This is a genomic window from Paraburkholderia sp. HC6.4b, assembly GCF_014200875.1.
Lineage (GTDB): Bacteria > Pseudomonadota > Gammaproteobacteria > Burkholderiales > Burkholderiaceae > Paraburkholderia > Paraburkholderia tuberum.
This window is the reverse complement of sequence record NZ_JACHDC010000006.1, coordinates 305,069-324,898: the sequence shown is the minus strand read 5'-3', so window position 1 is coordinate 324,898 and position 19,830 is coordinate 305,069. Positions and strand designations below refer to the sequence as shown.

Below are 19,830 nucleotides of genomic sequence, written 5' to 3'. Positions count from 1 at the left end.
AACACTATGGGACTGGGTGATCACCTTCGCCAGCAACTCGCCGCGAAGGCGTTGATGAGGCAACTGGAGCGCGTGTCCGACGAGGCGCGCGAGCCGGGCGCGCCGCTCGCGGCGAGCGGCACTCGCGCGGCGCAGGACGCCGCGCGCGCCGAGCTGTGCAGCTTCGAAAGCATGCCGGGTTATCAGCAGGTCGAGATCCTGCGGCAGATGGGCGACAAGCTGCAGGTTCAATCGCCGTTCTTTCGCGTGCATGAAGGCGTGGCCGGCGCGACGACGCGCATCGGCGGCGCCGAGTATCTTAACTACGCGAACTACAACTATCTCGGCCTCGCCGGCGATCCGCACGTATGTGCGCGGTCGAAAGAGGCGATCGACCGCTATGGCACGTCGGCGTCCGCGAGCCGCATGGTGGCGGGCGAGCGGCCCGTGCAGCGCGAACTCGAAACGGCGCTCGCGTCGTTCTACGAGGTCGACGATTGCGTCGTGTTCGTCAGCGGCCACGCGACCAATGTGACCGTGATCGGCTCGCTGTTCGGTCCTGGCGACCTGATCGTGCACGACTCGCTCGCGCATAACAGCATCGTGCAGGGCGCGCAATTGAGCGGCGCCAAACGGCTGAGCTTTGCGCACAACGACTGGCAGGCGCTCGACGCACTGCTCGCGCGCGTGCGGCACGACTACCGGCGCGTGCTGATCGCGATCGAAGGCCTGTACAGCATGGACGGCGACGTTCCCGATCTCGCGCAATTCGTCGACATCAAGCGCCGTCATGCGGCGTTCTTGATGGTCGACGAGGCGCATTCGCTCGGCGTGCTCGGCGAGCGCGGCAAGGGCGTGCGCGAGCATTGCGGCGTGGCGAGCGGCGACGTCGATATCTGGATGGGTACGCTGAGCAAAACGCTGGCCGGTTGCGGCGGGTTTATCGCCGGCACGCAGGCGTTGATCGATATCCTGCGGCACCTCGCGCCGGGCTTCCTGTATAGCGTGGGGCTCGCGCCTGCGTTGGCGGCGGCGTCGCTCGCGGCGCTCGAGCGTCTGATCGCCGAACCCGAGCGGGTCGCGCGCTTGCGCGCACACGGGCGGCAGTTCATCGACGAGGCGCGTGCCGCCGGTCTCGATACCGGCAAGAGCGCGGGGTATGCAGTCGTGCCGATCATTTCCGGCAGCACGCTGAAGGCCGCGCAATGGGCGAACGCGATGTTCGCCGAAGGCATCAACGTGCAGCCGATTTTCTATCCGGCCGTCGAGGAAAAGGCGGCGCGCCTGCGCTTTTTCATCTGCTCGACGCATGAACCCGAACAGATCAGCCGCACGATCGTCGCGCTCAGGCGCATCGCTCGCTAACCACACCGCAACAATCAAACACAGGGCAGCCTGTCATGTATGCCGTAGATCCTGCGCGCGCGGATTCGCCCGATCGCGAACCCGAACCGGTCGCGCTGCGCTGTCGTGCCGCGCGCGCAGACGATGCCGAAGCGTGCGCGCCGCTCGTGTTCGCATCGGGCATGCGCGAATTCGGTTTCTTTCTCGGCGAGCCAGCCGATGCGTGCACCGAGTTTCTCGCGTTTGCGTTTGCATCGAAGCTCGGGCGCTTTTCGTATCGACGCCACCGTGTGGCCGTGACTGAAGGCGACCAGCCGGTCGCGGTGCTAGCGCTCCATGACGGACGCAACACATGGTTCGACGATCCGCATGTCGCGCTGATGCTGCTGCTGTTCTTCGGCCTGCGCCGCACGGTTCGCATGCTGTTGCGCGGCCTTGTGCTCGAAAGCGAGTTGCCGGCACCGAAGTCGTCGCAGACGCTGATCGCCCACTGCGCGACGCATCAGCGCCTGCGCGGCACGGGCGTTTTCAGCGCACTGTTTGCGGATGCGATGCGCGCCCGGGAGTTGATGAATTCGCAGACTCGCGCGGCGCATGGCGAACACGATCGGCAACAGCTCGTGCTCGACGTGTTGGTGAGCAACAAGCGCGCATACGCGCTGTACCGGCGTCTCGGCTTCGTCGAATTGCCGCGCCGCGCGCCGCTTTCGGCGCGCTTGCCGCGCGAGCTCAAGTCGGTGCGAATGGAGTGGCTTGGCAAGCAACAAGTGGCGCGGAAAAAAAGACGGCCAGCAACGTACGACGCAAGCAAGACGCAGATGCACGATGCAGTCGATTGATAAGACACAAACAAGGACCTGAAATATGCACATCCATCCCGTAATTCTTTGCGGCGGCAGCGGCACACGACTGTGGCCGATGTCGCGTGGCGGCTACCCGAAGCAGTATCTGGCACTGACCGGCGAACACACGCTAGTCCAGCAAACCGCGTTGCGCCTGCACGGCATCGATGATGTGACCGTGCCGATCGTCGTCACGAACAAGGAGCAGCGTTTTCTTGTCGCCGAGCAACTGCGCCAGGTCGACGTGGGTTCGTCGCGCATCGTGCTGGAAACGGCGAGCCGTAACACGGCGCCGGCCATCGCCGTGGCGGCATTGCTCGCGTTGCGCGACGCGCCCGACGCGTTGCTGCTGGTGCTGCCGTCCGATCACGTGATCGCCGGCGAGGCCGCGTTCGTGAAGGCGGTCGAAGCGGCAGCACAGATCGCGAAAGACGGGCATCTGGTCACGTTCGGCATCGCGCCGACCGAGCCGCATACCGGCTACGGTTACATCCGCGCGGGCGCGGCGCTGATCGACGGCACGCAGACGTTCGCGGTCGACTCGTTCGTCGAGAAGCCCGATGCCGCGACCGCTCAGCGCTTCATCAACGAAGGCCGTTACTACTGGAATAGCGGCATGTTCATGCTGAAGGCGTCGACGTATATGGACGAGCTGCGCCGCTACGAGCCGGAGATCGCGCGTCAGGCCGAGCTGTCACTGCAGAACGCGCAGCAGGACTACGATTTCGTGCGTCTCGATGCCGAGGCGTTCGCCGCCTGCCCGAACATTTCCGTCGACCACGCGGTGATGGAGAAGACCCAGCGCGCGGCCGTCGTCGCGGTCGCCGATCTTGGCTGGAACGACATCGGTTCGTGGACCGCGCTCGCGGACATCGCCGAGCGAGATGCGCAGAACAACGCGCTGATCGGCGACGTGCTGACCGAAGCGGTCAGCAACTCGTACATTCGCGCCGAGCATCGGCTGGTGGCGGCGATCGGGCTCGAGAACATCGTGATCGTCGAGACCGCGGACGCGGTGCTGGTCGCGCATCGGGATCAGGCGCAGGACGTGAAGAAGATCGTCGCGCAGCTCAATGCGATGGGGCGTCACGAGTCGGTCACGCATCGTCGCGTGGTGCGGCCGTGGGGGTCGTATGAAGGCATCGATAGCGGCGAGCGCTTCCAGGTCAAACGCATCGTCGTCAATCCGGGCGCGCAGCTGAGTCTGCAGATGCATCATCATCGCGCGGAGCACTGGATCGTCGTGAAGGGCACCGCGCTCGTGACGAACGGCGACAAGGAAATCATGCTGACCGAAAATCAGTCGACCTACATTCCGCTCGGCGTCACGCACCGGCTGCTGAACCCCGGCAAGATTCCGCTCGAGTTGATCGAGGTGCAGTCGGGCGCGTATCTCGGCGAGGATGACATCGTGCGGTTCGAGGATACGTACGGGCGTGTGGCGAAGGTTTAACGCCGTCGACGTTTAGCCTCGGCGACGTGTTTCAAAGGCCACTGGTCGAAGGACCGGTGGCTTCTTTCATTTGCGTGAGCGCATCCGGAACCCGACTTACCGCACGCGAAGGGACCTTCGAAAAAGAGCATGAAGCGCGCGATGCGGCCCGATCGTACCAACCCGGGCCGCAACCCATGCATGATTGCGCCGTCGTACGCAACGGCGCTGGGCCTCGTGCTTACAGCGGCACGATCTTGACCGGCTCCGGATGGCAGACCGGGGTGTAGACCGGCCCGCAGCCGTAATGCACGGGCTGGCAGGGGTTGTAGGAGGGCGGGTTGTAGTACGACGGGCCGCGAACCGGCGGTTTTTCGCCGTAACACGAAGGCGGGTATTCGTGCGGGAAACACGAGTGGCCGCCGCGCACGGACTGTGCAGCTGCGTGGTCGAGGTCGTCGCAGCGCGACAGGTCGGCAAGGGTCAAGTTCGACATGATGAATCTCCGGCAACGTTGGATGGGTATCGAGCGCGCAAATGCTTTGCGCCCGGTCGTTCCAGTTGCACGCACCATGCCATGCGGCGGGATTCAACGTCTGTGCTGGGTCGAGCGCTGATCGACCGGATCTGCGCAGTCGAAAACTGATCGGCGTTGGCCAACTTGCGGCAAGCCGGTGTCGTTCAACCGCCAACACGTCGGTCGATCAGCGCGTGCCCCATCCCGCGAGCAACGCCGGTAGCTCGGCCATCTCCCTGAACACGTGCACCGCGCCCGCGCCATGCAACGCGGTCGCGCTGCTATGGCCGAGGTGCGTCGGGCAATAGCCGAATACCGTCGCGCCGGCCGCGACGCCCGCGGTCGCGCCCGTCACCGTATCCTCGATGACCGCACAGCGTGTCGGCTCGACGCCGAGTGCCGCGGCCGCGGCGAGGTAGACGTCGGGAAACGGCTTGCTGCGCGGCGTTTCGTGGCCGCTGAAGATGCGTCCGTCGAAGCAGTCGAGGATGCCGGCCTTCACGAGCTGCAATTCGATCTTGATGCGATCCGCGCCCGACGCCACCGCGATGCGTCCATTCAACCTCTGCTGCAGCGCGCGGACCGCGAAAGGCGCGCCGTCGATCGCGCGCAACTCATTGTCGAGCGCCACGTTGCGACGCGCGCGGAACTGCGCCAGCCACCCGGCCGTGATCGCGAAGCCGGTGCGCGCCTCGATCAATGCGGCTTCGTCCCTGACCATCTTGCCGACGAAAATGCGCATCGTCTCTTCGACGCTCAAATGCCAGCCGAGCTCGCCGAGCATCTCGGTGAGCACGCGGTTCGTGATGGGTTCGGAATCGACGAGCACGCCGTCGCAGTCGAAGAGCACGGCGTCGAAAGGAAAATCGGCCATCGGGGAGGGTAGGGATAAGGTCGCGGACCGGCAAGGATACCGCACCGGGCCGCGTGCCGCAGCCTGGAAGCTGCAGCGGCGGCGTCCAGCGCGGCTGCTCAGTCCTTGTACCCGTCGCTCAGCGTCTTCATGAACGCGATGATGTCCTGGATGTCTTGATCGGTCATCGCGGGCTGGTCGCCGAACTTGCGGTCGAACGGCGCATCGGCCACATCCACGTTCGCATGGTATTGCGGCGGCAGATCGTCGTACTTCTGCACCTTGCCCGACGCATCGCGCGGATAGATTCTGTCCGGCGACGTATTGCGCAGGTTGTAGAAGTCCAGCACCTGCTTGAGGTCGTGATACACGCCATTGTGGAAGAACGTCTTGCGTTCGGCGGCATTGCGCAGCGTCGGCGTCAGGAACATGCCGCAATACTGCGTCTGCCTGGCCATGTCGGTCCGGAAGGGCCCACAAATGCCCATGTCGTAGAACTTCGGATTCCTGTTCGGCGCAAGTTCGCGATTGCGCGGCACGCCGAGCGCTTCATACTGCGTGTCGGTAAAGAGAGGTGGAAGGCCGTCCGACGTCGGCTGGCTCAGGTGGCAACCCGCGCAATTGGCCTTGTCCTTGTCGTTGAACAGACGCAAGCCACGTAGTTCGGCTTGCGTGAGGCGTGCACGTCCTTCGAGCCAGGCGTCGTATTTGCTCGAGAATGGATGGAACGCCGGGTCTTCGAATTCATACCGACCGATCGCGAACATGGCTTCCGACACGAGCAGATCGGGATCGTTGACGACGTGCGGACCGAAAAGTTGTCTGAGTGTATCGATGTGCTTCGAGTGCCTTAGCTTGTCGGCAACCGAAGCCAGGTCGGGGTTCGCCATCTCGACCGGGTTGGTCAGCGGCCCAAGCGCCTGGTCCTGCAGCGTGCTTGCCCGGCCGTCCCAGAAGAGTCCCCCTTGCGGCACCATAGCCGGCGCGGCAGGCGCAACGCCCGCGGTTTTCTGGGCGCGCTGCACGCCTAGCGCGGCCGAGGCCTGCGTATCGAGGCTGACCGGTGCGGCGTCGGTATCGCCCTGATCGGGACCGATGCTGAACGGCGCCTGGCGATACAGGTACGCGAGCGATGGCACAGGCCGATAGCCCGCTTCCGTCATGTGAAGGCCGCCCGGTTGTACCGTCAGGTCGTTGGGAGGCGAGAAAGCGTGCGCGGCGCTGTGGCACGACGCGCACGACTGTTTGCCCGACGCCGAAAGCGACGGATCATTGAACAGGTCCCTGCCGAGTACCGCGACCGCGCTAAGGGGCGCGACGGGGGGACGCAGGAGCTTGACCGGATGGGCGTTGAGGCCCGTCAGATTCTCGACCGTATCGCCGATCGCCGCGGGCATACGCTCGGGATAGATCAGCGCGTAGCCAACCAGAGCGGCGCCTAGCAGCACGATGCCCAGCACTATCCGGAGGATCAGGCGACGCCACGTGCTGCTCGCGGCGCGAGGGGACGGGGCGCTTGCGGTGGGTAGTTGTGAAGACAAGGTGGCGTTCGAACGACGATTCATGGCGATAGCGGTAGGCAAGCTGAACTGCAAACAAGCACGTCGAGCCACCGTACCGGCTGGCTCGACGTCATCACTGATTGACGGGCATCAACAGCTCCGTTCCCTGAACGTCACACCGCGTACTTCCCTGTGCGGCAGAACGGACGGATAAACGGGTGGCTCCTTAGTTCGTTGCAGGAGGAGCCGACAGCTTGGTGCCAAGGTTCGTGTCGAGGTACAACGCCGGCGTTTTGCCACCGTTGGTGAAGTCGAACAGCGACGCGATGCTCCCCGTCGCCGCATCGTGCGATCCGTTGCCGATGCGGGTGCCGCCGAGCCAGTTGTCTTCGATGAACCTGACAACCGAAGCCTGAGTGATCGCCGTGTGGTCGACGTAGTTGCTACGTGCGTACGGCGAGATCACCAGAAGCGGAATACGCGTTCCCGGGCCGCAACGGCCGTTGACAGCCGCGCCTGTCACGCCGACGCCTTGCTTCGCGCCCGTTGCGTTGCAGGTGCCGGCGCCGTTCAGCTGGTCGGCGGTGGCGTCAAACGACGAAGTCGTCGGCGTCGCATAAGCGTGGTCGTACCAGCCATCCGAATCGTCGTACGTGATGATGACGGCGGTGTTCTTCCAGTCCGGCTGTTGTTGCAGGAAGTTGACGACCTTCGTGACGAACGCCTGCTCGTCGATCGGATCCGAGTTGCCCGGGTGCGCATCGCCGACGGCCGGTGCCTTCAGGTAGCTGACCGACGGGAAGTTGCCCGCCGAGACGGCCGTGAAGAAGTCGTTGACGTCGTATTGATGGTGCACCGGCGTCGCCGTCGAATCGAGCGGGTCGGTCTGTCCAATCAGCGCGGTCGACGTCGGGCGCGTGTGCGCCAGGTTGGCCGTCGTAGCGTAGTACTGGAACCAGTTGTGGTGAGGTACGTAGTCCGTCTTCGTTGCGCCGAGGACCGACGAGTAGGTACTGCGCTTGCACGCCGTGGTGCCGTTCGAGTTGGTGGCGCTCAGGTCGAAGCCGCCCATGAAGCCGCCCCACGTAATGCCTTTCGCGTTGAGGAGGTCACCGATGTTTTTGTTATTCGAGCTCAGCGTGGCCTGGCCGCTCGACGTCGAGGTGTTGCACACGTCCCCGGTCGGGTCGGAATCGCCGTTCATCGTGAAGCTGCCCGCGCCGTCGGCGATCACGTTGTCGCCTTGAGCGGCACCGTTCGCAGGAACAGCGCCGTTGGTCTGGCCGGAAACCACCTCGAGCGCGCCCGGTGTCGACGGACCGTACGTGTCGGTGTACATGTTGTCGCTCATCGCGAAGTTCTGCGCGTAATTCCACAGCGCGGTGACCGTGTTGCCGTCGAAATAACCCATCACGAGACCCGGCGTGCCGAACGTCGAACCGCTGCCGGCGCTGTTGTTACCCGTGTACTTGGGGAACAGGTCCGCCGCGCCATTGTCGTAAGCGAGCTGTTCCTTCATGTAGTCGTGCGACTGGCCGTTGGTATTGGCCTGGCTGCGGTCGAGGCGGAACGGATTGATACCGCTGCCTGCGGAGGCCGCGTTGTTCGCCGTGTTCAGGAAGTTCGGGTTGCTCGTCAGAAGCGAATTCTGATTCAGATTGTTGATCTGGGCCGGCGTGTTCGCCGCCGTGAACGCCGGTTCACCGACCGGGTTCTGCGCGTTCGGATAGGTGCCGAAGTAGTGATCGAAAGAACGATTCTCACCGAAGATCACGACGAGGTGCTTGATCGGCGTTGCCGTGGCCAACGCGTCCTGGGCGGATACGGTAGCAGCCGGTGTGGAGGCCGGCGCGGATGCAGTCGAAGGAGAGCTGACGCTGCTGTTTCCGCATGCGCTCAGCACGAACAGTGCGGCGGCAAACGGAATGGGCAAAAGGGCTTTACGAAACATTTTTTGGTGGCTCCACATTCGCGGTCCAGCCCTTCCATCGATAGGTATGAACGGTGCTGGAAATTGTTGTTAGAAGCGTAACGGCCGACGCCATTGATTGCAGCCCGGGCATTGGACCATCAAAAAATGAAAGTTTTCGGGCAATACGCCGACTATTGCCTTTCGTGAGCCCGACTGTATTCGTGCTTTTTTGCCAATAGCGCGACGGATTTCTTCCGCTGCCGCGTTCAAGTAGAAACGGGGCCGTCCTGGGCGCCGACTTGTTCCAGCCTTGAAGGGAGAAATCGACATGAACACCAACCGCATCGCTCGTCTGCTCGGTTCCACGCTGAGCGCCGCGCTGTGCTGCGCGGCCACGCTGACGGCCGCGCCCGCCTCCGCACAAGTGATGATCGCGCCGATGGCACCGCCGCCGCCGCGCGTCGAAGTCGTGCCCGCGCCACGGGACGGCTATGTGTGGGATCAGGGCCGCTGGCGCTGGGAGCACGGCCGCTATGCGTGGGTGCCGGGCCACTGGCAGCCGGTGCGCGTCGGCTATCACTGGGTGCCCGGGCATTGGGCGCAACGTGGGCCGCACTGGCGCTGGATCGAAGGACATTGGGCTTGAACGAGGCTTGCGATGAAAACACTCGTGATGATTCTGCTGGCGGCCTCGCTCGCCGGCTGTGTGGTCTATCCGGCACGCCCGGCCTATTACCGGCCGGCGGTCGTCGTATATTGACCGCGTACGTGATACCTGGCCGGATAGCGGCGTAGCGGCACGACAACATAACGACACGACAGCTGAAGGAGCGGCGGCAAGTGAACGACGTTGATCCCGTGATGCGGTCCTCACGCGAAAGCGCGCGCGTGATGTCGCGACCGAGCCGCACGCCTTGAGCGACGCACCACCCGATCCGGACGCCGATCCGGACGCGGAGCTGATCGCGCGGGTGGGCCGCGCGGAGCCCGGCGCGGTCCGCTCGCTGGTCGCGCGCAAGCTGCCGCGGCTACTTGCGCTCGCCACGCGCATGCTCGGCGATCGCATGGAAGCGGAGGACGTCGCGCAGGAGGTCTTCGTGCGAATCTGGAAACAGGCGGCCCGCTGGCGTGAAGGCGAAGCGAAGTTCGACACGTGGATGCATCGGGTCGCGCTCAATCTTTGCTATGACCGTCTGCGCGGCCAGCGCGAAGACCCGAGCGACGAACTGCCCGATTCGGCCGATCCCGCCGCGCCGCCCGACGCGCGGCTCGAAGCACGTGCCGACCACGCGCGCGTGCGCGCGGCGCTCGCCGCGCTGCCGGCGCGACAGCGCGAGGCACTCGTGCTGACCTACTACCAGGAGATGTCGAACCTCGACGCTGCCGCCTTGATGGGCGTCAGCGTCGATGCGCTGGAGAGTCTGCTGAGCCGCGCGCGGCACAATTTGCGCGCCCAACTGGCCGGCAGCGGCCTTAGCAAGGACAAGTCATGACGCCCGAAAGATTCCATCAGATCGTTGCAGCGTACGGCGCCGACGCGCGCCGCTGGCCGGAGCGCGAACGCGAAGCCGCGCAGGCGTGGGCGCGCGCGCATCGCGACGAAGCCGATGCGGCGTTGAGCGACGCGGCCAGCCTCGACGCGTGGCTCGCCGCCGACGAGCTCGAGCCGCCGAACCTCGAACTGCAGCGTCGCATCATCGACCGTGCGCCGTCGCGACGCTCAGCCGCGCGCTGGCGTTTGTGGTGGTCGGGCGCGGCGGTGGCAGGTGTCGGGCTGCTCGGCGGCGTGGCGGGGGCGTTCGCGGTGTCGTTCTTCGTGCTGACCGAGAACGCGCCGGTCGTGCATGAATCCTCGTATCTGACTTCGAGCTTCGGCGGCAGCTCCGCCGATTGGAGCGGCGAATGAACGGGCGCTCGTGGAAATTTGCGCTGCTGGGCTCGGTGGTGCTCAACGTGTTCCTGCTCGGCGCGATCGCCGGCGGCGCGTATCAATGGTTCGCCGCGCACGGTGCGAATCCGCCGGCGGCGGCGCAGGACCGGCGCGCGCTGCGGTTCGCCGCCGAGCCGCTGTCGGCGCAGCAGCGGCAGGCGTTTATCGACGGCCTGAAGAGCGCGCGGCGCGACGGGCGCCAGTATGCGCGCGACGCTCGCGAAGGGCGTCGTGAGGTGCTGCGTCTGCTGGCCGCGCCGAAGTTCGATCGCGCCGCACTCGATGCCGCGCTCGCGCGCACGCGCGCGGCCGACGTCAGCCTGCGCGCGATGGTCGAAGCGAGCGTCGCCGATTTCGCGGCGACGCTGACGCCCGAGGAGCGCGTCGAATTCGCCGAGAGTTTGAAGTTGCGCGGGCAATGGCGCGAAGCGCAGCCGGCGCCGAACGCGAAAAAACCGGCGGCGAATGCCGCATCGAGCGAATAAAAAATGCGCGCGATGGCGACGGATTTCAGCGTGTCGTCCGTTTAACGGACATGCAGGTGTCCTACCTGCGACGAGGATCGTATGGCCAACTCACCGAACCTGAATGCCGCGGCGATCGCACTGAACCGCTTCGGCCTCGGCGCGCGCGCCGACGACACGCCGCCCGCCGATCCGAAGGGCTGGCTGCTCGCGCAGTTCGAGCAGTATCAGCCGCGGCCCGACGCGTGGGCGAACCAACCCGATTCGATCGCATTGTCGAGGCAGCTCGTGCAGCAGCGCATGCAGATGGAGCAGCAGTCGAAACAAAAGGCGGGCGAGGAGACCAACCCGAGCCAGAATGCGAACAACACCGCAGCACCCAGCCAGACCGACGCGCAAGCCGCCAGGCAAGCCGAAAGAAAAGCACTGCGCGTCGAAATCCTCGACATGTACCGCTCGTCGGTCAATGCGCGCGTCGCAAGCGCGCTGACCACGCAGACGCCGTTCATCGAACGCCTCGTGCATTTCTGGGCGAATCACTTCGCGGTGTCGACCGAAAAGCCCGGCGTCGCGGCGCTCGCCGGGTCGTTCGAAGCGGAGGCGATTCGCCCGCACGTGCTCGGCCGTTTCGAGGACATGCTGGTGGCCGTCGAGCGTCATCCGGCCATGCAGCTGTTCCTCGACCAGACCCGCTCGGTCGGTCCCGACAGCATGGCCGCGCTGCGCGCCGCGCAGCGCAATCCGGACAACAAACGCGGACTCAACGAGAACCTCGCGCGCGAGATCATGGAGCTGCATACGCTCGGCGTGCGCAGCGGCTATAGCCAGGACGACGTGACCGAGTTCGCGCGTGCGCTGACCGGCTGGAGTCTCGTCGGCAATCCGGGGAACGGCGGCGCCAATGCAAACCGGCGCGCGCTGGAACAGAACGGCGAACCCGGCAGCTTCGTGTTTCGTCCCGCGCTGCACGAGCCCGGCTCGCGCACGATCATGGGACGCCGCTACGACGAAGCCGGCGAACAGCAGGCGCTCGCGATCCTGCACGACCTCGCGCACGCGCCGGCCACCGCGCGGCATATCGGCACGAAGCTCGCGCGCCATTTCGTCGCCGACAATTCTCCACCTGGCGTCAGCGAACGTCTGGCCGATGCGTTCACGCGCAGCGACGGCGATCTGCCGGCCGTCTATCGCGCGTTGATCGATACGCCGCAAGCGTGGTCGCCGGCCGCGGTGAAGTTCAAGACGCCGTGGGAGTGGACCATCTCGTCGATGCGCGGACTCGGCTGGCACGAGCCCGGAAATCTGCAGAGCGCGCCGATCCTCACGCAGCTTGGCCAGCCGGTGTGGCGGCCCGGTTCACCCGCCGGCTACGACGATATCGCCGCGAGCTGGGCCGCGCCCGATGCGCTCGTGCGCCGCGTCGAAGTCGCGCAACGTTTCGCCGCGCGCGTGGGTGACCGGCTCGATGCGCGCTCGCTCGGCCAGACCTTGCTGGCTGGCTCGCTCAGCGAGCCGACGGCCACGGCGGTGTCGCGCGCGGAAAGCGCATCGACGGCGATCGCGCTGCTGCTCGTATCGCCCGATTTTCAACGGAGATGAACGCCATGCTGTCACGCCGTCAGTTTCTGAGCGTCGCCGCCGCCGGTGCCGGCGCAATGCTCGTGTCGCCGCGGATTGCGTTCGCGCATGTCGCGACCGACCGCCGCTTCGTGTTCGTGATCCAGCGTGGCGCGGCCGACGGGCTGAACATCGTCGTGCCGTACGCGGACCCCGCGTATGCGACGCTGCGCGGGCCGCTCGCGATCGATGCGTCGAACGCGCCGCATCTGGACGGCACGTTCGCGCTGCATCCGGCGCTCGTGCAGATGGCGAAGCTGTACGCGCAGCGCGAGGCGTTGTTCGTGCACGCGGTCGCCTCACCGTATCGCGACCGCTCGCATTTCGACGGACAGAACGTGCTGGAAACCGGCGGCACGTCCCCGTATCAGACGAAGGACGGCTGGCTCAACCGGCTCGCCGCGCAACTGCCCGCCACCCGCGAAAACGCGATCGCGTTCGCGCCGACCGTGCCGATGGCGCTGCGCGGGCCCGCGGCGGTGACGTCATATGCACCGTCGGCCTTGCCGCAGGCGCCCGATGATCTGCTCGCGCGCGTGTCGCAACTGTACGAGCAAGACGCGCAGCTGCGTGCGCTGTGGGAATCGGCGATGGCGGCGCGCGGCCTTGCGGGCGACGCTGGCGCGCGCCAGGACCCGGCGAGCCTCGGCAAGCTCGCGGCCAGTTTTCTGGCGCGCGACGACGGTCCGCGCATCGCGATGATCGAGACCGGCGGGTGGGACACGCACAGCGCGCAGAACGCGCGGCTCGCGAACCAACTGAAGGCACTCGACACGATGCTCGCGGCGTTGCGCGACGGCATGGGTTCATCGTGGAGCAAGACCACGGTGCTGGTCGCGACGGAGTTCGGCAGGACCGCCGCCGCGAACGGCACGGGCGGCACCGATCACGGCACCGGCTCGGTCGCGGTGGTGGTGGGCGGGTCGGTGCAGGGCGGACGCGTGATTGCCGATTGGCCGGGCCTCGCGCCGCATCAGCTGTATCAGTCGCGCGACCTGAAGCCGACCGCCTCGCTCGATGCGTTGATCGCCGGCACCGCGAGTGAAAGCCTCGGGCTCGATCCCGAACGGACGGCGGCAGCGCTGTTTGGTCGGACCATGGCGGGCAGACCGATGACGGGCATCGTGCCGGCGTGACGCGTTGATCGCACAACGGCGTGCAATGACGATGGCACGGAGGCGTAATGGGCGAGCGAGGATTCCGTGGGCGAGCGACCTGCGATCGCGGCGGACGGGGGGTCGTGCCGCATCGGCATGGCGAGTCGCGTGAGCCGACGCTGACTGCTTTGCTCGACGCGTTGATCGTCGGTGCAGCGAGCGAAAGTATTGCGCTCGATCCGGAGCGCACCGCGGCCGCGCTATTCGGCCGGACGATCGCGGGCAGGCCGTTGGCGAGGGTGGGGCAGGGCAGGTGAAGCGGCGGGCGTCGCGTGAACCGAGCGCTCGCCGACGCGATGATAGCGGCGGCCGTAGTAGATCAGCGCATCGCCCGCGTCCTGCGTGCGCGCGGCTTTCACCGCGCAGAAGAACACCGTGTGCGTACCGACTTCGGTCACCGACTCGATCTCGCAGTCGAGCGACGCGAGCGCGTCCTGCAACACCGGCGCGCCGGTTGCGAGGTCGTCCCATTGCGCGGCGGCGAAGCGCTCTTCGATCGCGAGCGCGCTCGTGGCGAAGTGCGCGGCAAGCGCCTGCTGCTCGGCGCTCAGTACGTTCACGCAGAGCTTGCCGTTGCTGCGAAACGCCGCGTTGTTGCGGCTGCTGCGATTGATGCAAACGAGCAGGGTGGGCGGCTCGTCGGTGACGCCGCAGACCGCCGACGCGGTGCAGCCCGCAAGGCCGGCTTCGCCGTCGCTGCTGATGATGTTGACGGCCGCGCCAAGCCCGGCCATCGCGTCGCGGAACGTGCTCTTGTCAAGCATGGGGGCCTCTGCTGGAAGTCGGGTTCGCCAAAACAACGGTGGTCGAGTTAGCCGCGAGCCTCGTCGTCCGGCGCCGCCGCGCAAGCCGGCGAACGGAAGCGCGCCGCCGTGTGGCTCGCAGGCAGCCGCGCGTGGCCGAACAGCTTTTCGCGCAGCGTGCCGTCACGATACGCGCGCTTGTACGCGCCACGCTCCTGCAGCAGCGGCACGACCAGTTCGATGAAATCGTCGAAGCACTCGGGCACGACGGTGCGCGACAGATTGAAGCCATCGACGCCGGTTTGCTCGGTCCACGCGATCAGATCGTCGGCGATTTTGTCGGCCGAACCGACGAGCGGCTGCTGGCGGCTGCCGAGCACCATCTGTTCGAGCAGCTTGCGCTTCGTCCATTGCGGACCGGCCGCGCGCGTCATCGCTTCGACGTTCGACACGATCGCCTGGCTCTTGCCCGTTTCGATCGGCTCGTCGAGGTCGTAGCGCGCGAAGTCGATGCCAAGCGACGCGGCCGCATGCACCAGCGCCGCCTCCGAGCTCACATAGCGGCGGTACTCCTCGAATTTCTCCCGCGCTTCCTGATCGGTGCGGCCCGTGATCACGGTCTGGCCGAGCAGTACCTTGATGTCGTCGGCGCGGCGGCCGCCGGCGACCGCGTGCGCGCGGATGTCGTCGACGATCGTCTTGACCGCCGGCTTCGCCTGACCGTTGACGAACACGCACTCCGCGTGTGCCGCCGCGAACTGTTTGCCGCGCGCGGACGAACCGGCCTGATACAGCACCGGCGTGCGCTGCGGCGACGGCTCCGCGAGATGCATCGCATCGACGCGGTACTGCTTGCCGTGGTGATGGATCACGTGGACTTTCGACGCGTCCGCATAGACGCCGCGCGCCTTGTCGCGCAGCACCGCGCCGTCTTCCCAGCTGCATTCCCACAGCTTGTACACGAGCTCCATGTACTCGTCGGCGAGATCGTAGCGGTCGTCGTGCGCCATCTGGCCGCTCAGGCCGATTGCGCGCGATGCGCTGTCCAGATAGCCGGTCACGACGTTCCAGCCGACCCGGCCGCGCGTCAGATGATCGAGCGTCGACATGCGGCGCGCGAACAGAAACGGCGGCTCGACCGACAGATTCGACGTGACGCCGAACGACAGATGCCGCGTGAGCGCGGCCATCGCCGGAATCAGCAGCGTCGGATCGTTGACCGGCACCTGCACGGCGCCGCCGATTGCCGCGTCCGGGCTGCCGCCATAGACGTCGTAGACGCCGACCACGTCCGCGAAAAAGATGCCGTCGAACAGGCCCGCTTCGAGCTTGCGCGCGTAGTCGGCCCAGTACTGCAGGTCCGTGTAGCGCGTGGACTGATCGCGCGGATGGGTCCACAGCCCTTGCTGGATGTGGCCTACGCAGTTCATGTCGAACGCGTTGAGAACGATTTCCTTCGGCATGGTGTGTTCCTGCTGACGAGCGGGTTCGGGCGATGGCGTGGTGTTTAATATAGTGGACGAAAAATCACTATGCAAGACATGGTTGGCTGGCTGTGCCGGTTGCGGTGGTCGTAGCGGCCTGAACTGGTCTGCGCTGATCCTGGCGCTGCTGCGTCAAAGGTAATCAGCCTGGCGTCGGCCGTGCCGGGGCAGCAAGCCCGCCAACGCAACCGGCATGGCACGGGAGGTGAAGGCATTGCGAGTCTCGACTCAATCGCTTATCGTCTCGATGAGTTTCGATAAGAAAGGATGCCCATGCGACCGTCCGTTGTTCTCGACATGAAGCGCAGCGTAGTGCGCGAAGCGACGAGTCGCTTCCGCGCAGCGAACCCGCGCGTGTTCGGCTCGGTGCTGCACGGCACCGACCGGGACGGCAGCGACCTCGATCTGCTGGTCGATGCGCTGCCAGGGGCGACGCTGTTCGACCTGGGGGGGTTGCAGGATGAACTGGAAGCGCTACTCGGCGTCCACGTCGATCTGCTGACCCCGGCCGACCTGCCGCAGAAGTTCCGGGCCAAGGTGCTTGCGCAGGCGCAGCCGGTATGAACGAGAACCGCTTGCCGGACTACCTCGACCACATGCAGCAAGCCGCAACCGATGCTTGCAGTGCAACCGGCGCTACCAGAGCTACTGAAACAACTGCCTGCTGCGTGCCAGGATGCCGAAGATGAAGACCGCAAGGACGATGGAATGAAGCAATGACCGAGCGGATGGAGTTAACGGAACTGAAGGCAACTATCTCGACCGCCGGCGGCAACGAACTCGTCAATGGGCACTGTCACGCCACGATGATCGGCTACCCCCGTGTCTCGACGCAGGATCAGAACCTTGAGTTGCAACAAGAGGCCTTCCAAAGCCGGTTGTCGGAAGGTCTTTGAGGATAAGGTGCCCCCACTTGCGCAACGACAACCCGCCATGTCCGAAACTTCCGCCATCGATCTGACCCAGGCGATCTCCGCGCGCGTGAAGACCGAGCGCGAGGCGCGCAACTGGTCGCTCGCCGAGCTGGCCGAGCGCTCGGGTGTATCGAAGGCGATGATCAGCAAGATCGAGCGTGGCGAGGCGAGTCCGACCGCGATGGTGCTCGGGCGGCTGTCGGGCGCGTTCGGGCTAACGCTGTCCACGTTGCTCGCACTCGCGGAGCAGACCGGCGAGCGGCTCGTGCGTCATGCGGACCAGCCGCTGTGGGAGGACCCCGAAACCGGCTATACGCGGCGGCGTATTTCACCGCCGACCGGCGGCGTGCTGGAACTGCTCGAAATCGAATTGCCGACTGGGGTGAGGGTGCCTTATCCGTCGGATGCGTTCGTGTTTCAGCATCAGCAGATCTGGGTCACGCAAGGGGTGCTGACGTTTCGCGAGGGCGCGCTCACGCACCGGCTCGAAGCGGGGGATTGTTTACAACTCGGTGCGCCGGTCGAATGCGAATTCTTCAATGCGGGCACCGAGGTGTGCAGATATGTGGTGGGGTTGGTGCGGCGCTGAGTTTCGTCCAGCTTGTGCTCAGCTCCCGCCACTCCCGCGGGATGGCAGGTTCAGGGTGAGTCTGTTGGTCACCGAGGCCACGCCCGGCACGCCTTTCGCAACATCGCCGGCCTGCTGGATCATGTCGCCCTGAGGCACCGAGCCGGTCAACGTCACCGCGCCGCCGCGCGCCCGCACGAACACGTTCGATACATTGAAGCCCGGCGCTTTACCGAGCGCGCGCCGCACGTCGCGGCCGAGCTTGCGATCCGCCGCACGCGTCGACGGGGCGGTCGTGGCCGGCGCGGCTGCCGTGGCGGCGGGCGCCTGCGCGTCGCTCGCCTGGGCATAGGCGCTGGATGCGGTTGCCACGCACAATGCAATACCGAGCACCTTCAAAAGATTGACTGTTTTCACGGTTTCACCTCCTCGATAAGATGATGTCGCTTCGCTGCATGTTAGAAACGCCGCGCTTTGTCGAGCAGGTCTGGACTCTGGGAAGCGTCTGTCTTGTAGAGGAGTGGTGGTGTTGGCGCTTCCGGCGCGGTTAAAAGATACTCCTGACGGCGCGGACATGCCAAAAAACTGAATCGCGGAAGGAAGTGCGTGCGCCTTGATTCCAGCACGGTGAGACACAGGCACCGGCATACGACGCAGCCGACTATAAGCGCGGGCGCGCGGCGCCGGGGGCCGTCCACGCTCCCGACCCGCATCCCGCTATTTGGCAGTAAGCTCCCGTTGACGGGTTCGCGTGGAGGCTGCGCGACCCGGCGTGTGGTTCACGATTCGCAGCCGCAATTCGTACGTTATTGCCAATTTTTTCAGGGGATATCAGTGATGAACAACTTCGCCATTAAACGAATCATGCTGGGGGTTTCGGCCGTCGCACTGATGGCCGGTACGATTCCGCTCGCGCTCGCGCAGGGCTCGACGGATGCCGCAGCCCAGGAAGGCGCGACGACGACCACTCCAAAGCCGACCAAGGCCGAGCGCAAGGCAGAGCGCAAACAGGCTCGCGCGAAAAAGAACGCCGAGTTGAAGAAACTCGAAGACGCGGGCTACCAGCCGGCGCAGAACGATCCGAACTATCCGGACAAGCTGCAGGCAGCCCAGAAGAAGGCCGGCGTTGGTGTGCCTGCCAGCCAGTAACGGACAGGCGGACGCCCGGCGTGGCATTCATCGTTGATGAGGCGCCGGGCAGTTGCGAGGCGCGATCATGGCAACGAAACATGAAGTGAAACGCTACAAGGCGAATCTCTCCGACGAACTGCACAGCGCCGCCCTCTATGAGACGCTCGCGCAGGTCGAGAAAGACGAGACCCGCAAGCAGGTCTATCAGGATCTCGCGCAATCCGAACACAGCCACGCGCAAGTGTGGGCCGACAAGCTCAGAGCCAATGGCATCGAACCGAAGGGCCGTGGCCATGCGGTCAAGACGCGTCTGATGAAGGGGCTCGTGCGCGTGTGCGGCGCGGACTTCGTGCTGCCGACGCTCGCCGCAGCCGAATACGCGGACCGCAACAAATATCAAGGCCAACGCGACGCGGGCCACATGTCGGCCGACGAACATCATCACGCGGCAGTCGTGCAGACGCTCGCGAGCACCGGCAATGCCAACCTGTCGTCCGGCGCGCGCATTGCCGCGGCCGAATCGTGGCACAAGGGCGCCGCGTCGGGCAACGATCTGCGCGCGGCGGTTCTCGGCGCGAACGATGGCCTCGTGTCCAACTTCTGCCTGATCATGGGCGTCGCCGGCGCGGGCACCGGCAACAAGGCGATCCTGTTGACCGGCCTCGCCGGGCTGATCGCCGGTGCCTGTTCGATGGCGCTCGGCGAATGGCTGTCGGTCACCAATGCGCGCGAACTCGCGAGCACGCAGATCGCCAAGGAAGCCGAGGAGATCGAAGAACAGCCCGAAGCGGAGGAGCACGAGCTCGCGCTGATCTACCGCGCGAAAGGGCTCGACGCGAGCGAGGCGAAACGCGTGGCCTCGCAGATGATGCGCGACAAGGACAAGGCGCTCGACACCCTCACGCGCGAGGAGCTCGGTCTCGATCCGGCGGAACTGGGCGGCAATCCGTGGTCGGCGGCGGGTGTGTCGTTCTGCTTGTTCTCGCTCGGCGCGATTTTCCCGGTGATGCCTTTCCTGTGGACGCGCGGCGTCAGCGCAATCGTGCAGTGCGTCGTGCTGAGCATGCTGGCGCTCGCATCGATCGGCGTGTTCACGTCGTTGTTCAATGGACGCAGCGCGGGGTTTTCGGCGCTGCGCCAGATCGTCATCGGGCTCATCGCGGCAGGGTTCACGTTCGGCGTCGGGCGCTTGCTGGGCGTGTCGATTTCCTGAACCCGGCGCCTCTCAGGCGCCTCGCGCCCGCCGCCGTCCGGGAGCGCCGCTTGCTATGTCGCGACACGCTCCGCGCGCGGGCCAACCCGCGTCAAGCCTTTCTCCCACAAGGGTTTGCTCGCCGCGCCGAGCGTCCACGGCATGGCCGGGTGTCGCATTTCCTCATGTGGTTGTCGGAATTAGTCGGTTAGCCGCACTTTTTTCTGGCAACTATGTAGGCACAGCGCG

Annotated in this window: 20 protein-coding genes and 1 pseudogene; 14 read left to right on the top strand and 7 right to left on the bottom strand. The window is 65.6% G+C overall.

Translation table 11 applies throughout. The annotated features are described in order from the left end of the window. Window positions 1-6 precede the first annotated feature (6 nt). The 3 genes from HDG34_RS12120 to HDG34_RS12110 are packed head-to-tail and all read left to right on the top strand — an operon-like array spanning window position 7 to window position 3,618. On the top strand, window positions 7-1,344 hold the full coding sequence (locus tag HDG34_RS12120) for an aminotransferase class I/II-fold pyridoxal phosphate-dependent enzyme (RefSeq protein ID WP_184060273.1): 1,338 nt from the start codon (window positions 7-9) through the stop codon (window positions 1,342-1,344). Window positions 1,345-1,379: 35 nt separating this feature from the next. Continuing rightward, window positions 1,380-2,162, top strand: a complete 783-nt coding sequence (locus HDG34_RS12115) for an N-acetyltransferase (protein WP_260321129.1) — start codon at window positions 1,380-1,382, stop codon at window positions 2,160-2,162. A 25-nt stretch (window positions 2,163-2,187) separates the two neighbouring features. Further along, window positions 2,188-3,618: a mannose-1-phosphate guanylyltransferase/mannose-6-phosphate isomerase gene (locus HDG34_RS12110; RefSeq protein ID WP_184060271.1), complete on the top strand. Its 1,431-nt coding sequence runs from the start codon at window positions 2,188-2,190 to the stop codon at window positions 3,616-3,618. A 220-nt stretch (window positions 3,619-3,838) separates the two neighbouring features. Here the strand turns inward: HDG34_RS12110 and HDG34_RS12105 are convergent, their stop codons facing one another. The 4 genes from HDG34_RS12105 to HDG34_RS12090 form a co-directional block, all read right to left on the bottom strand. After that, window positions 3,839-4,093, bottom strand: a complete 255-nt coding sequence (locus HDG34_RS12105; RefSeq protein WP_090805865.1) for a hypothetical protein — start codon at window positions 4,091-4,093, stop codon at window positions 3,839-3,841. 208 nt (window positions 4,094-4,301) lie between these two features. Beyond that, complete coding sequence (locus HDG34_RS12100; RefSeq protein WP_184060269.1) at window positions 4,302-4,988, bottom strand: HAD family phosphatase; 687 nt, start codon at window positions 4,986-4,988, stop codon at window positions 4,302-4,304. A 98-nt stretch (window positions 4,989-5,086) separates the two neighbouring features. Further along, window positions 5,087-6,532, bottom strand: coding sequence for a cytochrome-c peroxidase (locus tag HDG34_RS12095; RefSeq protein WP_184060267.1), 1,446 nt, complete (start codon window positions 6,530-6,532; stop codon window positions 5,087-5,089). A gap of 163 nt (window positions 6,533-6,695) precedes the next feature. Beyond that, on the bottom strand, window positions 6,696-8,420 hold the full coding sequence (locus HDG34_RS12090) for a phospholipase C (RefSeq protein ID WP_184060265.1): 1,725 nt from the start codon (window positions 8,418-8,420) through the stop codon (window positions 6,696-6,698). Window positions 8,421-8,709: 289 nt separating this feature from the next. Between HDG34_RS12090 and HDG34_RS12085 the strand changes: the two genes are divergently transcribed. The 6 genes and pseudogenes from HDG34_RS12085 to HDG34_RS12060 all read left to right on the top strand — a co-directional run bounded on the left by HDG34_RS12085 (window position 8,710) and on the right by HDG34_RS12060 (window position 13,528). Further along, entirely contained in the window at window positions 8,710-9,027 is a 318-nt protein-coding gene (locus tag HDG34_RS12085) for a YXWGXW repeat-containing protein (protein ID WP_184060263.1), read from the top strand. 256 nt (window positions 9,028-9,283) lie between these two features. Then, window positions 9,284-9,874 (top strand): annotated as a pseudogene (locus HDG34_RS12080) (RNA polymerase sigma factor); the annotation flags it as partial. Continuing rightward, on the top strand, window positions 9,871-10,287 hold the full coding sequence (locus tag HDG34_RS12075; protein WP_184060259.1) for a hypothetical protein: 417 nt from the start codon (window positions 9,871-9,873) through the stop codon (window positions 10,285-10,287). The pseudogene HDG34_RS12080 and the gene HDG34_RS12075, both read left to right, overlap by 4 nt. Then, window positions 10,284-10,796 carry a periplasmic heavy metal sensor gene (locus HDG34_RS12070; RefSeq protein ID WP_090805856.1) on the top strand — a complete coding sequence of 171 codons (513 nt, stop codon included), beginning with the start codon at window positions 10,284-10,286 and terminating at the stop codon, window positions 10,794-10,796. The genes HDG34_RS12075 and HDG34_RS12070 overlap by 4 nt, the downstream gene beginning before the upstream one ends. Before the next feature lie 81 nt (window positions 10,797-10,877). After that, on the top strand, window positions 10,878-12,374 hold the full coding sequence (locus HDG34_RS12065) for a DUF1800 family protein (RefSeq protein ID WP_184060257.1): 1,497 nt from the start codon (window positions 10,878-10,880) through the stop codon (window positions 12,372-12,374). Between the two features lie 5 nt (window positions 12,375-12,379). After that, window positions 12,380-13,528 carry a DUF1501 domain-containing protein gene (locus tag HDG34_RS12060; protein WP_184060255.1) on the top strand — a complete coding sequence of 383 codons (1,149 nt, stop codon included), beginning with the start codon at window positions 12,380-12,382 and terminating at the stop codon, window positions 13,526-13,528. Between the two features lie 221 nt (window positions 13,529-13,749). Here the strand turns inward: HDG34_RS12060 and HDG34_RS12055 are convergent, their stop codons facing one another. Both HDG34_RS12055 and HDG34_RS12050 read right to left on the bottom strand, forming a co-directional pair. Beyond that, complete coding sequence (locus tag HDG34_RS12055; protein ID WP_184060253.1) at window positions 13,750-14,313, bottom strand: flavin reductase; 564 nt, start codon at window positions 14,311-14,313, stop codon at window positions 13,750-13,752. Between the two features lie 47 nt (window positions 14,314-14,360). Then, complete coding sequence (locus tag HDG34_RS12050; protein ID WP_184060251.1) at window positions 14,361-15,755, bottom strand: LLM class flavin-dependent oxidoreductase; 1,395 nt, start codon at window positions 15,753-15,755, stop codon at window positions 14,361-14,363. Window positions 15,756-16,049: 294 nt separating this feature from the next. Between HDG34_RS12050 and HDG34_RS12045 the strand changes: the two genes are divergently transcribed. The 3 genes from HDG34_RS12045 to HDG34_RS12035 all read left to right on the top strand — a co-directional run bounded on the left by HDG34_RS12045 (window position 16,050) and on the right by HDG34_RS12035 (window position 17,279). Beyond that, window positions 16,050-16,340: a nucleotidyltransferase family protein gene (locus HDG34_RS12045; RefSeq protein ID WP_090805850.1), complete on the top strand. Its 291-nt coding sequence runs from the start codon at window positions 16,050-16,052 to the stop codon at window positions 16,338-16,340. Between the two features lie 152 nt (window positions 16,341-16,492). After that, on the top strand, window positions 16,493-16,672 hold the full coding sequence (locus HDG34_RS12040) for a hypothetical protein (protein ID WP_184060249.1): 180 nt from the start codon (window positions 16,493-16,495) through the stop codon (window positions 16,670-16,672). Between the two features lie 37 nt (window positions 16,673-16,709). Beyond that, window positions 16,710-17,279, top strand: coding sequence for an XRE family transcriptional regulator (locus tag HDG34_RS12035; RefSeq protein WP_184060247.1), 570 nt, complete (start codon window positions 16,710-16,712; stop codon window positions 17,277-17,279). Between the two features lie 18 nt (window positions 17,280-17,297). Here the strand turns inward: HDG34_RS12035 and HDG34_RS12030 are convergent, their stop codons facing one another. Then, entirely contained in the window at window positions 17,298-17,675 is a 378-nt protein-coding gene (locus HDG34_RS12030) for a BON domain-containing protein (RefSeq protein ID WP_184060245.1), read from the bottom strand. A 420-nt stretch (window positions 17,676-18,095) separates the two neighbouring features. Here HDG34_RS12030 and HDG34_RS12025 point away from each other — a divergent pair, with 420 nt between their 5' ends. Together HDG34_RS12025 and HDG34_RS12020 are read left to right on the top strand one after the other, a co-directional pair. After that, window positions 18,096-18,407 (top strand): hypothetical protein, encoded by a 312-nt coding sequence (locus tag HDG34_RS12025; protein WP_184060243.1) that lies wholly within the window; start codon window positions 18,096-18,098, stop codon window positions 18,405-18,407. Between the two features lie 67 nt (window positions 18,408-18,474). After that, window positions 18,475-19,602 carry a VIT1/CCC1 transporter family protein gene (locus tag HDG34_RS12020; protein ID WP_184060241.1) on the top strand — a complete coding sequence of 376 codons (1,128 nt, stop codon included), beginning with the start codon at window positions 18,475-18,477 and terminating at the stop codon, window positions 19,600-19,602. The last annotated feature ends 228 nt before the right edge of the window (window positions 19,603-19,830 follow it).

Bases quoted from the DNA above. Each gene is read 5' to 3' on its own strand.
- HDG34_RS12065 (WP_184060257.1), top strand. From the start codon at position 10,878: ATGGCCAACTCACCGAACCTGAATGCCGCGGCGATCGCACTGAACCGC.
- HDG34_RS12040 (WP_184060249.1), top strand. From the start codon at position 16,493: ATGACCGAGCGGATGGAGTTAACGGAACTGAAGGCAACTATCTCGACC.
- HDG34_RS12085 (WP_184060263.1), top strand. From the start codon at position 8,710: ATGAACACCAACCGCATCGCTCGTCTGCTCGGTTCCACGCTGAGCGCC.
- HDG34_RS12025 (WP_184060243.1), top strand. From the start codon at position 18,096: ATGAACAACTTCGCCATTAAACGAATCATGCTGGGGGTTTCGGCCGTC.
- HDG34_RS12110 (WP_184060271.1), top strand. From the start codon at position 2,188: ATGCACATCCATCCCGTAATTCTTTGCGGCGGCAGCGGCACACGACTG.
- HDG34_RS12045 (WP_090805850.1), top strand. From the start codon at position 16,050: ATGCGACCGTCCGTTGTTCTCGACATGAAGCGCAGCGTAGTGCGCGAA.
- HDG34_RS12115 (WP_260321129.1), top strand. From the start codon at position 1,380: ATGTATGCCGTAGATCCTGCGCGCGCGGATTCGCCCGATCGCGAACCC.
- HDG34_RS12050 (WP_184060251.1), bottom strand. From the start codon at position 15,755: ATGCCGAAGGAAATCGTTCTCAACGCGTTCGACATGAACTGCGTAGGC.
- HDG34_RS12095 (WP_184060267.1), bottom strand. From the start codon at position 6,532: ATGAATCGTCGTTCGAACGCCACCTTGTCTTCACAACTACCCACCGCA.
- HDG34_RS12070 (WP_090805856.1), top strand. From the start codon at position 10,284: ATGAACGGGCGCTCGTGGAAATTTGCGCTGCTGGGCTCGGTGGTGCTC.
- HDG34_RS12120 (WP_184060273.1), top strand. From the start codon at position 7: ATGGGACTGGGTGATCACCTTCGCCAGCAACTCGCCGCGAAGGCGTTG.
- HDG34_RS12100 (WP_184060269.1), bottom strand. From the start codon at position 4,988: ATGGCCGATTTTCCTTTCGACGCCGTGCTCTTCGACTGCGACGGCGTG.
- HDG34_RS12090 (WP_184060265.1), bottom strand. From the start codon at position 8,420: ATGTTTCGTAAAGCCCTTTTGCCCATTCCGTTTGCCGCCGCACTGTTC.
- HDG34_RS12035 (WP_184060247.1), top strand. From the start codon at position 16,710: ATGTCCGAAACTTCCGCCATCGATCTGACCCAGGCGATCTCCGCGCGC.
- HDG34_RS12055 (WP_184060253.1), bottom strand. From the start codon at position 14,313: ATGCTTGACAAGAGCACGTTCCGCGACGCGATGGCCGGGCTTGGCGCG.
- HDG34_RS12020 (WP_184060241.1), top strand. From the start codon at position 18,475: ATGGCAACGAAACATGAAGTGAAACGCTACAAGGCGAATCTCTCCGAC.
- HDG34_RS12060 (WP_184060255.1), top strand. From the start codon at position 12,380: ATGCTGTCACGCCGTCAGTTTCTGAGCGTCGCCGCCGCCGGTGCCGGC.
- HDG34_RS12105 (WP_090805865.1), bottom strand. From the start codon at position 4,093: ATGTCGAACTTGACCCTTGCCGACCTGTCGCGCTGCGACGACCTCGAC.
- HDG34_RS12075 (WP_184060259.1), top strand. From the start codon at position 9,871: ATGACGCCCGAAAGATTCCATCAGATCGTTGCAGCGTACGGCGCCGAC.